Origin of the sequence: Acinetobacter sp. AOR43_HL (assembly GCF_027854635.1) — a bacterium.
GTDB classification, from domain to species: domain Bacteria; phylum Pseudomonadota; class Gammaproteobacteria; order Pseudomonadales; family Moraxellaceae; genus Acinetobacter; species Acinetobacter pittii.
In genome coordinates this window covers 215,423-228,767 of the sequence record NZ_JAKTHX010000007.1, presented here as the reverse complement: position 1 = coordinate 228,767, position 13,345 = coordinate 215,423, and the positions used below count along the sequence as shown (strand labels likewise).

General features: G+C 39.5%; 10 protein-coding genes. 4 read left to right on the top strand and 6 right to left on the bottom strand.

Going from position 1 to position 13,345, the window contains the following annotated elements:
• Window positions 1-145: 145 nt before the first annotated feature.
• Window positions 146-1,657 carry an acetaldehyde dehydrogenase ExaC gene (gene exaC / locus MKL33_RS03595; RefSeq protein WP_002119354.1) on the bottom strand — a complete coding sequence of 504 codons (1,512 nt, stop codon included), beginning with the start codon at window positions 1,655-1,657 and terminating at the stop codon, window positions 146-148.
• A 142-nt stretch (window positions 1,658-1,799) separates the two neighbouring features.
• Here exaC and MKL33_RS03590 point away from each other — a divergent pair, with 142 nt between their 5' ends.
• Window positions 1,800-2,990, top strand: coding sequence for a helix-turn-helix domain-containing protein (locus MKL33_RS03590; protein WP_005068630.1), 1,191 nt, complete (start codon window positions 1,800-1,802; stop codon window positions 2,988-2,990).
• On the opposite strand, the gene MKL33_RS03585 is transcribed toward MKL33_RS03590, so the two are convergent.
• Together MKL33_RS03585 and mdh are read right to left on the bottom strand one after the other, a co-directional pair.
• Window positions 2,987-3,955: an alpha/beta hydrolase gene (locus MKL33_RS03585; protein WP_060464633.1), complete on the bottom strand. Its 969-nt coding sequence runs from the start codon at window positions 3,953-3,955 to the stop codon at window positions 2,987-2,989. The two genes, MKL33_RS03590 and MKL33_RS03585, sit on opposite strands and share 4 nt — an antisense overlap.
• Window positions 3,956-4,150: 195 nt before the next feature.
• Window positions 4,151-5,323, bottom strand: a complete 1,173-nt coding sequence (gene mdh / locus MKL33_RS03580) for an iron-dependent methanol dehydrogenase (protein WP_068613366.1) — start codon at window positions 5,321-5,323, stop codon at window positions 4,151-4,153.
• A gap of 230 nt (window positions 5,324-5,553) precedes the next feature.
• On the opposite strand from mdh, the gene MKL33_RS03575 reads away from it, so the two are divergent.
• Together MKL33_RS03575 and MKL33_RS03570 are read left to right on the top strand one after the other, a co-directional pair.
• Complete coding sequence (locus tag MKL33_RS03575; RefSeq protein WP_019767620.1) at window positions 5,554-7,266, top strand: AAA family ATPase; 1,713 nt, start codon at window positions 5,554-5,556, stop codon at window positions 7,264-7,266.
• A gap of 43 nt (window positions 7,267-7,309) precedes the next feature.
• The gene (locus MKL33_RS03570; protein ID WP_270906467.1) at window positions 7,310-7,669 is read left to right on the top strand and encodes a 5-carboxymethyl-2-hydroxymuconate Delta-isomerase; all 360 of its coding nucleotides are present in this window, start codon (window positions 7,310-7,312) and stop codon (window positions 7,667-7,669) included.
• 123 nt (window positions 7,670-7,792) lie between these two features.
• Here the strand turns inward: MKL33_RS03570 and thiM are convergent, their stop codons facing one another.
• The 3 genes from thiM to MKL33_RS03555 form a co-directional block, all read right to left on the bottom strand.
• Window positions 7,793-8,620 carry a hydroxyethylthiazole kinase gene (gene thiM / locus MKL33_RS03565; RefSeq protein WP_270906466.1) on the bottom strand — a complete coding sequence of 276 codons (828 nt, stop codon included), beginning with the start codon at window positions 8,618-8,620 and terminating at the stop codon, window positions 7,793-7,795.
• Window positions 8,621-8,655: 35 nt separating this feature from the next.
• Window positions 8,656-9,813, bottom strand: coding sequence for a hypothetical protein (locus MKL33_RS03560; protein ID WP_270906465.1), 1,158 nt, complete (start codon window positions 9,811-9,813; stop codon window positions 8,656-8,658).
• Between the two features lie 151 nt (window positions 9,814-9,964).
• Window positions 9,965-10,222: a hypothetical protein gene (locus MKL33_RS03555; protein ID WP_270906464.1), complete on the bottom strand. Its 258-nt coding sequence runs from the start codon at window positions 10,220-10,222 to the stop codon at window positions 9,965-9,967.
• Window positions 10,223-10,540: 318 nt separating this feature from the next.
• Between MKL33_RS03555 and pepN the strand changes: the two genes are divergently transcribed.
• Complete coding sequence (gene pepN, locus MKL33_RS03550; protein ID WP_270906463.1) at window positions 10,541-13,147, top strand: aminopeptidase N; 2,607 nt, start codon at window positions 10,541-10,543, stop codon at window positions 13,145-13,147.
• Window positions 13,148-13,345 lie beyond the last annotated feature (198 nt).

Sequence of the window (13,345 nt, the reverse complement as noted above, 5' to 3'; positions counted from 1 at the left end):
CGGTTTTTTTATTCCACATAGTAAAAACTTGAGAACTAACAGTACAAAATAAAGAAGCCAGTAATCTAAATTACTGGCTTCTTGTATCATGAATGACCTTACTTCTTTCTAGTGTTGATAGTTTGGTATCAACTTGGTGCGAAACTTAGAAGAAGCCCATTGGTTTAGTTGAATAACTCACCAACAAGTTTTTAGTTTGTTGATAATGATCTAGCATCATCTTATGGTTTTCACGGCCAATACCAGACTTCTTGTAGCCACCAAATGCAGCATGTGCAGGGTAGATGTTATAGCAGTTTGTCCAAACACGGCCCGCTTCAATAGCACGACCAGCACGATAAGAAATGTGAGCTGAACGTGACCAAACACCTGCACCTAAACCATACATGGTGTCATTAGCAATTTTAATTGCATCGTCAAAGTCTTTGAACGTTGTCACAGCAAGTACAGGTCCAAAAATTTCCTCTTGGAAAACTTGCATACCGTTGTGACCTTTAAAAATAGTCGGATCGACATAGTAACCATCGCCTACTTCTTTACGGCCGCTACCGCCAAGTAAGAGTTCTGCACCTTCTTCACGACCCGTGTTAATACAACGTAAGATTTTCTCTTGCTGTTGTAGAGATGCTTGAGCACCAATCATCGTTTCAGTATCAAGTGGATGACCAGTTTTAATACGTTTTACACGTTCGACAGCCATCTCTAAGAACTGATCAGCAATGCTTTCTTGTACTAAAGCACGAGAAGGGCAAGTACATACTTCACCTTGGTTTAAGGCAAACATAGCAAAACCTTCAAGTGTTTTTTCTAAGAAGTCATCTTCTTTATCCATGATATCTTCGAAGAAAAGGTTCGGTGACTTGCCACCAAGCTCTAGCGTGACTGGAATAATATTTTCGGTCGCATATTGCATCACCATTTGTCCAGTTTGAGTTGAACCTGTGAACGCGATTTTTGCAATACGTGGGTTTGTCGCTAACGGACGGCCGACTTCTGAACCGAAACCATTGACAATATTAAGGACGCCCGGCGGTAAGATATCTTGGATGAGTTCAGCCACCAACAAAATACCCACTGGCGTTTGTTCAGCCGGTTTAATCACGACACAGTTACCAGCTGCTAATGCAGGTGCAAGTTTCCATGCAGCCATTAAAATCGGGAAGTTCCATGGAATAATTTGACCAACTACACCTAGAGGTTCGTGGAAATGATACGCAATGGTATCTTCATCAATTTCAGAGATTCCGCCTTCTTGAGCACGTATACATCCAGCGAAATAACGGAAATGGTCGATCGCGAGCGGAAGGTCAGCTGCTAAAGTTTCACGTACCGCTTTACCATTATCCCAAGTTTCGGCAACAGCAAGCATTTCAAGATTTGCTTCTAAACGATCAGCAATTTTTAAAAGTATATTTGAGCGTACTGTTGGTGATGCTTTATTCCATGTTGCTTTCGCTTTATGTGCTGCATCTAGAGCGAGTTCAATATCTTCGGCACTAGAGCGTGGAATACGTGTGAAAGCTTTTCCATCAACAGGAGATACATTATCAAAATATGCACCCTTTATAGGTGCCACCCATTCACCGCCAATAAAATTTTCGTATTGTGATTTAAATTGAACTTTTGAGCCTGGTTGATTTGGATCGATATAGCGCATATAAATATTCCTTTGCTTTTTAGGACTAAAGACTAACAAGAACCCTGTCAGTAGGTACTTTCGTACTTTGTATAATTAGGATATAAAGAAGAAGGTTGGAGAAAGGTTGGAATAGAAATGTGGATATATAAGGAATTTACAAATGTTCACAAAAAAGGATTTATTGCAGCAACGGACGTTGATTGATCAACTGCGCACGCAAAATAGTCTCTCTCCTCAGAACGCTGCCAAACTCGGCCAAAGTATTGCAAGCTCGTGGGAACGATCGGCTTCTGCCGCGATTCCTAAAGAGCGTTTTGCTGCTCCATTAGTCGAGAAAAAAACTGCTTCACAAAATGCTTTAGATATGGCTTTAAGCCAATGTGCCGACGATTTACGTCATATTGCAGAGCAATCTTCAATGGTAATTGCTGTCGGTGATATCGGCAGTACGATTATCTGGACGGCACCAAGTGCACAAATGCAAAGTGCTGCTGAGCGTGTACATTTTGTACAAGGTGGTCAATGGCGTGAAGAATTTGTTGGTACGAATGCCTTGGCTTTATCTTTAAAAACTCAACAATCAAGCTGTGTTTTTTCAAACGAACATTACATGGAGTCGATTCATGATTGGGTGTGTTATGCCGCACCGATTATCGATCCATACTCAAAACAAACGCTAGGTGTCGTTGATTTATCAACCACATGGAAGAACCATAATAGTTTAGGAATTCTGGCTGCTGAACGTTGTGCATCCATTATTCAATCCGCTTTGCTAGAGCAGCAGCGCCAGCAATTACATATTCGTGCATTTTCGACGCCGCAAGTTAAATTTAACGGCAAAAGTTTATTATTAACGCCGCGTCAAATTGAAATTTTAACCATATTGGCACTATGTCCGCATGGTTTAACTTTAGAGCATCTTTATCAGGCGCTCTATGGCGAACGTAAAGTAAGTATGGGCACACTTAAAGCTGAAATGTCTCAACTACGAGATATTTTGGGTGGTTTACTTGGTTCACGTCCATATCGTTTACTGGTGCATGTTGAAGCCGATTTTTTACAAGCTGAACAAGCGCTCGATGCGGGATATGCAGCCTCGGCTTTGCAGCTTTACACAGGTGTATTTCTGGCAAAAACTGAAAGTCCGTTTTTATGCGCATGGCGCGACTGCCTTGAGTCACGCTTGAGCGATGCAATTTTTAAAACCCAAGAAACAGATTTACTGTTAAAGCATCTAGCTCATTTCCCTGAAGCAATTGATGCGGTAGAACGCCTTATGGAACTCTTACCAAGTGAACACCCTGCGCATCAACTGCTGGTGAAATACCTTGACTCACCTAAGCTTAGTTAAGTAATTTTTTGATCCAGCCAATGGAACAATTGTTGATAGACTTGTTCTCGTACTGGCTGGGCCGAAAGGACTAAGTCATGCAATCCATTGTGAATAGAGACAACTGAAACATCGCCTTTAATTTTTTTACCATGTTTCTCAATGTCTTTAACATCTAAAATTACGTCACTTTGAGTCGCATCTATTCCCCATTTTTTTGGGTTTTTAGTTTGATGTGAATGCATAATCAGTGTGGGAACGTTCAGTTTAACCCCACGGTGAATCTCTTTTTGTGCCGTATGAATCGCATGTACAAAGCTGAGTTGAACTGTAGGGGCAGAGGTTGGTTTCCAGTCAAGATTAAACTCCCATTCACCTTTGAGCTGCTTGTGAAGACTGGTGGTGTACCATTTGTTTAATTGGCTTGGGAATTTAACTTTTGGTAGATATTTTCCTACTCGACTGAGCATTGGAATACCAAACTTCTTTTCGACTAGACTTAAATTAAAGTCGTAAAACGGACTATTTGCCCATAGCGCTTTAATAAGAGGATGATCTGGATGATGGGCAGCATAAAGTGTTGCTGTCAAACCACCAGTTGAATGCCCTGCGAGTAAAACCTGAGTGTGTTGCTCTTTGCCAATAATCTCTAATGCTTGAGTAATTTCGGCGTCGTATTCATTTAAATCAAGCACATTATAAAAAATTTGATGAGGCAGCTTTGAGCGGCCATATTTTCTTAAATCAAGTGCATAGAAGTCGTAACCATGAGCATTGAATTGCTCAGCCATTTCGGTTTGAAAGAAATAATCTAAAAAACCATGAATATATAGTACGGCTTTTTGAGTAGATTGAGCGGCTTTTTTACGCACTAAGGTGGCTACAACTTTCCCTTCATAATCATCAGGAAAACTAAGTGTGAGCTGTTCGTAACCCGTGCCTAAAATATCTGGAACATAAGTTTGATTAGCTAAAGATGTATTCATTTTTATCGAGCTATTGTAATTAAGACATGCAGAGTATCCTTCAATGAAATGGGCGAATTGTCAATCAGGTTTGGAAAAGGTTGGAGTATAGGTTCTAAAAAAAGGGAATACCGCTGGAGCTAAGTATTCCCCAAAAAAGTAAGTCAACGGTCGGAGGGATTTGACTTACTAGAGGGATATGCCATTACAACAGTATTAAAGTGCTGCTTTGAAAATCTCCACAACTTGTGCATGATTTGCTTTACGAGGGTTGGTGAGCATACATGCATCTTTTTGAGCATTATCTGCCATCACCGCAAGGTCTTCAGTTTTTACACCAAGCTCGGTTAAACCAGATGGAATACCAATTGATGAAGACAGTTTACGAATGGCATCAATTGCAGCATAGGCAGCTTCTGTTACGGTGAGTCCGTGAGTTTTTACACCCATTAACTCTGCGATTTTAGCGTAGCGATCTGGGCAAGCAATTAAGTTAAATTCACAAACGTGTGGTAACAAGATTGCATTACATACGCCGTGAGGTAGGTTGTAGAAACCGCCTAACTGGTGCGCCATTGCGTGAACATAACCTAAAGATGCGTTGTTAAACGCCATGCCAGCCAAGTATTGTGCATAGCTCATTGCATCACGCGCTTCGATGTTTTCACCATTTGCGACCGCAGGTTGTAACCACTGGCTAATCATCGTAATCGCTTTTTCTGCACACGCATCAGTAATCGGGTTCGCCGCCGTAGAAACATATGCTTCAACTGCATGGGTTAATGCATCCATACCTGTTGCAGCGGTTAAACCAGCCGGTTTTGCAATCATGAGTTTCGGGTCATCGATCGCAATGAGTGGAGTACAACGCCAGTCGACAATTGCCATTTTTACGTGAGTATCGGTATTGGTGATAATACAGAAACGAGTCATTTCAGATGCCGTACCAGCCGTTGTATTGACTGCAATCAATGGGGTCATCGGTACTTTACTTTTATCGATGCCTTCATAGTCACGAATATGACCACCACCCGCAGTGACTAGGCCAATCCCTTTTGCACAGTCGTGAGATGAACCGCCACCTAAAGACACAATAAAGTCACAGCCATTGTCGTTATAGGCATTTACGCCATTATGAACATTAATATCGGTTGGGTTAGGTTCTGCGCCTGGGAATATATGGCTTGCAACGCCTGCTTCAGTTAAATAGTTTGCGATAAGATCTGCAACACCAAATTTAAATAAGCCTTCATCGGTCACAATTAATGCTTTTTTTGCGCCGAGGTTTTGTGCCTTTGTACCAATTTCTTTAGCACATCCTGGTCCAAAGAGTGATACGCATGGAATATAAAAACCGTTTGTTTGATCTGCAATATTTTTAAAAGCCATGGAGTGATTCCTTCTTCCATAAATCCATTGTTTGTTATTACAGGTGAGCCTCACCATGGCCTTAGTATTGTGATGTGAAGTTTATTTTCCTACCTACCAAAAACCTACCAAATATTATTTTGTTTTTAATTATTGATTTATATGTGCTTTTTAGAAAGTTTGGTACATTCATTTAATTTTTTCGGGAAAATCGTTAAGCTATGGGCTGTTGAAGATGTACATATGAGATTATGAAACAGGAAACTGCGCTTAAACTGCTTAAAGCAGGTGAAAATGTCTTTTTAACCGGTTCGGCTGGTGCAGGGAAAACCTATACACTTAATCAGTACATCCAATATCTAAAAGCACGTAAAGTGCCTGTGGCAATTACGGCATCTACAGGTATTGCAGCAACACATATGAACGGTATGACCATTCATACATGGGCTGGCATTGGCATTAAAGATCTGTTAACTGACGACGATCTAAAACGCATGAAAGAGCGTAAATATCTCAAGGAACATCTTGAAAATGCGCAAGTTCTCGTAATTGATGAAATCTCGATGTTACATGCGAAGCAGCTCAATCTGGTCAATCAAGTCCTAAAATATTTTAAAGAAAGCGATGAAGCATTCGGTGGTATTCAAGTCATTGTGGCTGGAGATTTCTTCCAGTTGCCGCCTGTAGGTCGTAATGGTGAAGCCAATCGTGACAAGTTCTGCTTTATGTCAGATGCATGGGTCGAAGCCAAATTCCGCGTATGTTATTTAACAGAACAACACCGTCAAGATGATGAAATTCTGAATCAGATTTTAAACGCTATTCGCGCGCAAAATATTCAACCCGATCATTTGCAAGCACTGCGTCAATCACGAGCACATGATATTGGTGAGACCTTTACTCGTCTTTATACACACAATATGGATGTCGATAACATCAACTATCAGCACTTAAATGAAATTGATAATGAAGGGCATCAATTCAATGCTGTTTTAGATGGTAATGAAAAGTTATTAGAAACTTTAAAATCTTCAGTGCGTGCGCCAGAAGAACTCACACTTAAAAAGCATGCCAAAGTCATGTTTGTAAAAAATAACTTTGATATGGGCTATATCAACGGAAGTTTGGGTGAAGTCATCGGCTTTGAGGAAGATGACGAAAATGGCTTACTGCCGAAAGTAAAACTGACTGATGGCACGACTTTGCTGGTTGCTCCTGAAACTTGGTCCGTTGAAAATGAAGCAGGCAAAGTGATTGCAAGTTTTCAGCAAATTCCGCTTCGTTTAGCGTGGGCGATTACTATTCATAAAAGCCAAGGGATGACTTTAGAAGCCGCTGAAATTAACCTCATGAACACCTTTGAAAAAGGTCAGGGTTATGTTGCATTGTCGCGCTTAAAATCTTTAACTGGGTTAAAGCTATTAGGGATTAACGAGCAAGCTTTAGAGTTAGATAGTTTAGCTGTCAAAGCCGATCGCCGTTTCCAAGAGCTTTCAAAAGAAGCCGAAGATAACTTTGCAGATGTAGATTTAACGGCTCAACATAAAGCATTTATTCGTCACTGTGGCGGCACCTTGAATGAAACCGAGATTTCTCGTAATGAGAAGAAACTCGCAAAAGGTGGCAAGCAAAATTACGCTACGGCAACTTTAGATGAGACACGTGTTTTGTTTGAAGAAGGCTATGAGATTGAAGACATCGCGCATGAACGTGGTTTAACCCCAGCTACAATTATTAATCACTTGGCTCGACTTCATAAAGAGCAAAAGCTAGATATTTCGGTTGCTCATCCGGGTGAAGAAGTGGTCGAAGAAATTCGTAAAATTTATAAGAAGCTGAAAAAGCGCCAAAATCCAGATCATTTTTCTGATGATGGTTCGATCAAACTAAGACCAATTGTTGAAGCAACCAGTCCTCGAATGGGATATGATCAGGTGCGATTAGCTTTATTATTTATTGAGTAAAGTTTAATTAGCTTAATGACTTATTACATAAATTGAGGTGGCTATGCCGCACGTTGTAGTTGATTATTCAGAAAATTTAACTGGATTAAACGCAAAACAATTACTTGAAGAAATTAATACCACACTGATTGAAACAGAGCTATTTAGTCCAGAAGACATTAAAAGCCGTGCGCGTAAAGATGATGTTTTCCTCATAGGTTTGGGAGCAGAACAGGCTTATATTCATGCAAAGGTCTATATTTTGTCGGGAAGAACGGCTGAACAAAAACAGCTTATGGGTGAGCAGTTATTAGCGGTGCTTAGTAATAAAAAATATCTACAACAAGAGTTTAATAAAGAAATTCAATTATGCGTTGAGCTTGTCGATATACCAAGAGAAGATTACTTTAAGCAAGTTGTATAATTCTAAAAAAGCACAATTTCGATCAAGAATAGCGATCAGCACTATGTAAAAGTAGTGCTTTCGAATGAACAGACATCTACTTACTTTTAAAGTGGGTCTAGCGTGATACAGGTATAACCTAGATTATGCCAGTATCTCTAAAAGCTTAATATCTGCATATTGCTCAATCAAGTTGTCATCTAGCATGTGGATGTAATCCATAAAGATGGTGCTAAAACTTCCCATAGTTTGCGCTTGATTTGCAGCAAGTTTACCTGCAATCGCAAAATGAACATGAGCTGAAAGAGCAGCAATGGTTGGCGTCGTCACAGCGCTATATGCTGCAATTAACGCACCTAAAGCACAGCCTGTTGCAGTAATTTTTGGTTGTAAAGGACTTCCGCCTTTTACTTGAATAACGATGTCTAATTCTTTAGATAAAATATAATCTGACTCACCTGAAATAGCGATACAGTCCGTATGTGCTAATAGTGCATAAGCCTGTTGATAGGATTGATCACTGCTTAAAGTACTATCGACACCTTTAGATTGAACTTGGTTGCCAGCAAGCGTACTAATTTCTGAGGCATTACCACGAATAACGCTTGGCTTGAACTGTAAAAGCTCGTCTGTCATTTGACTACGCCAAGCTAAAATTGGTCCATAGCCGACTGGATCAAGCACCCATGGAATGCCATTGAGCTGTGCAGTCTTGGCAGAGATTTGCATAGCTTGCATTTGCTCTGAGGTTGGCGTACCCAAGTTAATGCTCAAAGCCGATGAAATTTTGGTAAAACTTTCTGCTTCATAAGGATTATCAATCATGGCAGGTGAAGCACCAGAAGCAAGTAAGACATTGGCTGTATAGTTGGCTGCAACGCTATTAGTAATGCATTGCACAAGAGGCGTTTTTGCCTGCATGTTTTGCCAAGCGTCAATTACCTGCTCAATCAAAGTCGATGCTGATGTCATATTATTATCCTTATTAAGCCAAAGTGATTGTAGATTTAGTGAGTAAAATAATGATCTTGATGCTTACATCTTTGGCAAATTAAAGAAACATAATCTGCCGCATCATAATCAACACTTAAATCATTTGAACCACAATGCATACAGCGTTTAACTGAATAAAAGTTTAATCGAGGTTCAATTTTTCGCCATGCTTTCCAGACAGGTTGTACAAAGATCTGTTCGTCGTAACCTAAGAAGCGGTTAAGTAAAATATAACTCATTTTACTGTAGGGAATATTGTGAGGACGAGGCAACATTGAGGTTTCCCACTTTTCAGCTAAGGCTCTCTCTCGATATTGCTCTAAGGTTTTCTTTAACAAATTGGTGTTAATAAATTTTTCATTACGCGGCTGTAGGGCTTTCTGTTTATAAAGATACTCGAGTGCGGTTTGAATTAAATAATAAATCTGCCCAATTGCTAGTGAATCCATTAAGCGATAGCAAAAAGTTTGGAAATTAGAGCTTCCTGCAATTTGAATGCCCCAAGTTCGGCAATAGAACTGCATAAACTGAATAATCTCTTGATAGAGCACCTGAAAAAGTACGTCTTTTACTTCATCGGCACTACGAAACGGAATACCAAGACTTAAATTTTCATAAAACCAGTGGCGTAGTTGCTGAGCTACACTAAATAAACTTGGGTCACTATAACCGTCCAAGCGAATGTTTAAATAAAAGCACTGAGGTTCATCAGCTTGATCTTGGGCGTTTAAAATTCCATCTTTATGAAGTTGTTTTATCAAGTAATTTTGAAACATCCAGTTCGGGGTAATAGAGTGATATTTAATTTGGTCCCAGTGAATGTATTCGTCATGAGCAACATCGTCTCGTGCATAGTCATCGAGCAGGCTAAGTAAAAAAAGTTTATGTAAAAAACTGAGCTGTTCCAGACTACGTTGTGGTTGCTCTTTTGACTTAAACTGGCGTTGTTCTTGTAGGCGTGTTTGCTGTAAAAGCTTTTTTCGTTGTTTTGTGCATGTTTCACAATGACAAGTCATTTTCGTGTCTTTAAAAACACGGTGCTGACAATGACTGCATTCATGAAACTGAATGTCTTGCTCAAATTGCTCGGCATCTACCCAGTACATTGAAGCTTGGCAGAGAGGACAATGGCTACTTTCATCTAGCTGTTTCTGTAGAATTTGTAAGACCATTTTGCTCCGAACGCTTAAATCTATCATGACTGACTTATTATACACAGCCGCATTGCCGATAGCTGAGATTGTCTTTTTCTTTGGTGCAAAAATAGAAAACCTAAAGTCTTTGTTTTAACTTTAGGTTTTCATAAGGGGTTAAAATTTAAAATTAAACAGGGCACGGCAAGCTCTCATCATTCTGTCCAAGCTTTTTGGCATTGATAAGTGCCTGCACTTTTTTACTTGGTAATTTTACTTTACCTAAAGCATCATAAGTATTAACGATAGAGGTCACCTCCTGAGCTGTAATAGAAATACCTTCCGCAGATAAAAATACTGCGATCACATGGTGATTGAGTCCTGCTGCGTCTAGATCATGAATCGCTTTAATATTTTCTAAACGATGAAAATGTGCTTTTAATTCCATACTGACACCTCTTGTTCTGATTGAAATATTTATATTGGTGTATTAGTGAAGGCAAGAACCATGCCCAAAATGTAAGCTGACTCTAAAAAATGTTAAAAGCTGAAGTTGTTTTATTTTTATTGTATAGATTGATTATATAAGCAACGATTATCGTAATTTTGGTCTAATCTGTGCTAATAAAAGACGATTCTAATTTGAAATGTATAAATGAAGTCCCATTAATTTTATAAAGGTAAACAAACACGGTATGTATGAATGTGTATGATCAAGTTCATAAAATTCGTACTACGGTTTCCGAAAAGTATATAAGGAATAAAGATGAATATTGCGGCACAGCCTCCAGTTCAGGCAGATCAAACAATTTATTTAAAAGATTATCAAAAACCTTCATTCTTGGTTGAATCCATTAATCTTGATATTCAAGTATATGACGACAAAACAATTGTTGATTCAACATTAGTCATGAAGCGTCAAACTGCTGGAGACTTGGTGTTATTAGGTCGTGATCTTGAGTTGCAATCTATTCAGCTCAATGGTCAAGATATTACTCCTGCACAATATTCACTCGACAGTGAACAACTGGTGATCACTGATGCACCAGATGAAGTCATTTTACAAACTCAAGTCATTATTCACCCTGAAACCAACACTCAGCTTGAAGGTTTATATAAAGCAGATGAGTTGTTTGTAACCCAGAATGAACCTGAAGGCTTCCGTAAAATCACGTTCTATCCAGACCGTCCAGATGTACTTTCAGTCTTTACGACACGCGTAGAAGCAGACAAAAAATATCCAGTGTTACTTGCCAATGGTAATTTGCTTGAAACAGGTGAGGTAGGTGAAAACCGCCACTTTGCGATCTGGCAAGACCCGACTAAAAAACCAAGCTATTTGTTTGCTTGTGTCATTGGTGATTTAGCTGTTCTTAAAGATCACTATACGACTTCGGAAGGGCGTGATGTTGCTCTAGAAATCTATGCCATTGAGAAAGACATTCCAAAATGCCATATCGCGATGGAAGCATTAAAGCATTCAATGCGTTGGGATGAAGAACACTACGGCCGTGCGTATGACCTAGACAACTATATGATTGTTGCTGTTAGTCAGTTCAACATGGGTGCAATGGAAAATAAAGGTTTAAACATCTTTAATACTTCATGCGTACTTGCCGATGAAGAATACACCACTGACGCAGCGATTATGCGTGTACAGTCTGTGATTGCGCATGAATATTTCCATAACTGGACAGGTAACCGCATTACTTGCCGTGACTGGTTCCAACTGTGCTTAAAAGAAGGTTTAACGGTATTCCGTGATCAATCTTTCTCTGAAGATTTACAATCTGCTGCGGTTCAACGTATTGATGATGTTGCGGTACTTAAATCGCATCAATTCCCTGAAGATGCAGGTCCATTGTCGCATCCACCACGTCCAGATCACTTTGTAGAAATTAATAACTTCTACACAGCGACAGTCTATGAAAAAGGTGCGGAAATTAACCGTATGATGTCGACCTTACTTGGTAAAGAAAAATACCGTAAGGGGACAGATGAATACTTCCGCCGTCATGATGGACAAGCTGTAACGGTAGAAGACTGGGTTGCTGCATTATCTGCAGGTTCAGGTGTCGATTTATCTGCATTTTTAACTTGGTACAACCAACCAGGTACGCCAAAGCTTGAAGCAAAAGGTGAATATGATGCAGCGATGCGAACTTACCGTTTAAGTTTTAAACAAAGCCTAAAAGCACATCCTAAATATCCAAATTTAAAAGCTGTTCCAATTCCTGTTGCTTTAGCGCTTTTTAACGCTAAAACAGGGGAGCAATATACATTGCACAGTGACAGCTTATTCGTAAATGATGTTAAAGATGGTGTGTACTTGTTTGATCAAGACGAAGCAACCATTGAATTCACAGGTGTGACTGAACAGCCAGTTGTATCGTTACTCCGTAATTTCTCTGCGCCTGTAAATCTTGTATTTGACTATACCGATGCTGAATTAGCATTCTTAATTCAACACGAAACCAACGGCTTTAACCAATGGCAAGCAACGCAAACCTTGCTTGAGCGTATTTTGCTAGAAGACCATTCTGCAGATGCGTACATTCAAGCTATTCAGAGCACTTTGCCGGAGTTGGTTGGTCGTGACCCGCTTTTAGCATCACGTTTGTTTGATGTACCAAGTGAAGGTTATTTGGGTAGTCGTATTGATCAGAACTATGCACCAGCAGATATTCATGTAAAACGTGAAGCCTTGCTTAATCGTTTAGCACAAGAGTTGGGTACATTCTGGAAAGATACTTACCTTACACTTGACCCAGACTTGCAAAAAGAATTCTCTTTAGCCATGGGTGTACGTGCATTAAAAAATATTATGCTTATGATGATGGCTCGTCAGGGCGACCAAACTGCATTTGAATTAGCACATGTCCAATATCAAAACACAGGCAATATGTCTGAGCGTTTAGGTGCGCTACGTGTACTGGTTTGGCAAAATGCACCTCAAGCTCAAGAGGCACTTGCTGATTTCTATGACTGTTTTAAAGATGAAGCCTTGTCTTTAGATCAGTGGTTTATGATTCAAGCTGCAAACCCAAATGCCACTGTTGAGACGATTGAATATCTTACTCAGCATCCTGATTATGACCTCACGACGCCAAACCGTATTCGCGCCGTAAGTGGGGGCTTGTCAAATAACCCAGAAAATACTTGGGGCTTTGGTGTAGCTCACTTTATTAACCTTGCAGAATATCTTGACGAGAAAAACCCAATTTTAGGTTCGCGTCTATTACAGGTATTGTCACGTTGGTATACGCTTGCAGAGCCTCAGCGTACTCAAGTACAACAAGCTTTACAAGCATTGCAGCCTAAAGTGAAATCGAAAAATGTTTCTGAAACTTTAAATAGCATGCTGAGCGTTTAATTATTTAAACTTACTAAATAAAGGTCTCTAAAGAGGCCTTTATTTTTTTATATCTCATAGCTCTTCAAGATTTAAAATAAATAAAACTATCCTTGTTGTAGTTCATCTGTAGATCAAGTTTTATCATTTTATTTTTATATAAATTATAATCTTTAATAGTTTTTGAAGATGCACTTTTAAGAAATAATATAAAATGAA

Excerpts from the sequence above, each read along its gene's own strand:
- pepN (WP_270906463.1), top strand. The coding sequence starts at position 10,541 with ATGAATATTGCGGCACAGCCTCCAGTTCAGGCAGATCAAACAATTTAT.
- MKL33_RS03555 (WP_270906464.1), bottom strand. The coding sequence starts at position 10,222 with ATGGAATTAAAAGCACATTTTCATCGTTTAGAAAATATTAAAGCGATT.
- MKL33_RS03590 (WP_005068630.1), top strand. The coding sequence starts at position 1,800 with ATGTTCACAAAAAAGGATTTATTGCAGCAACGGACGTTGATTGATCAA.
- MKL33_RS03585 (WP_060464633.1), bottom strand. The coding sequence starts at position 3,955 with ATGAATACATCTTTAGCTAATCAAACTTATGTTCCAGATATTTTAGGC.
- MKL33_RS03575 (WP_019767620.1), top strand. The coding sequence starts at position 5,554 with ATGAAACAGGAAACTGCGCTTAAACTGCTTAAAGCAGGTGAAAATGTC.
- MKL33_RS03570 (WP_270906467.1), top strand. The coding sequence starts at position 7,310 with ATGCCGCACGTTGTAGTTGATTATTCAGAAAATTTAACTGGATTAAAC.
- MKL33_RS03560 (WP_270906465.1), bottom strand. The coding sequence starts at position 9,813 with ATGGTCTTACAAATTCTACAGAAACAGCTAGATGAAAGTAGCCATTGT.
- exaC (WP_002119354.1), bottom strand. The coding sequence starts at position 1,657 with ATGCGCTATATCGATCCAAATCAACCAGGCTCAAAAGTTCAATTTAAA.
- mdh (WP_068613366.1), bottom strand. The coding sequence starts at position 5,323 with ATGGCTTTTAAAAATATTGCAGATCAAACAAACGGTTTTTATATTCCA.
- thiM (WP_270906466.1), bottom strand. The coding sequence starts at position 8,620 with ATGACATCAGCATCGACTTTGATTGAGCAGGTAATTGACGCTTGGCAA.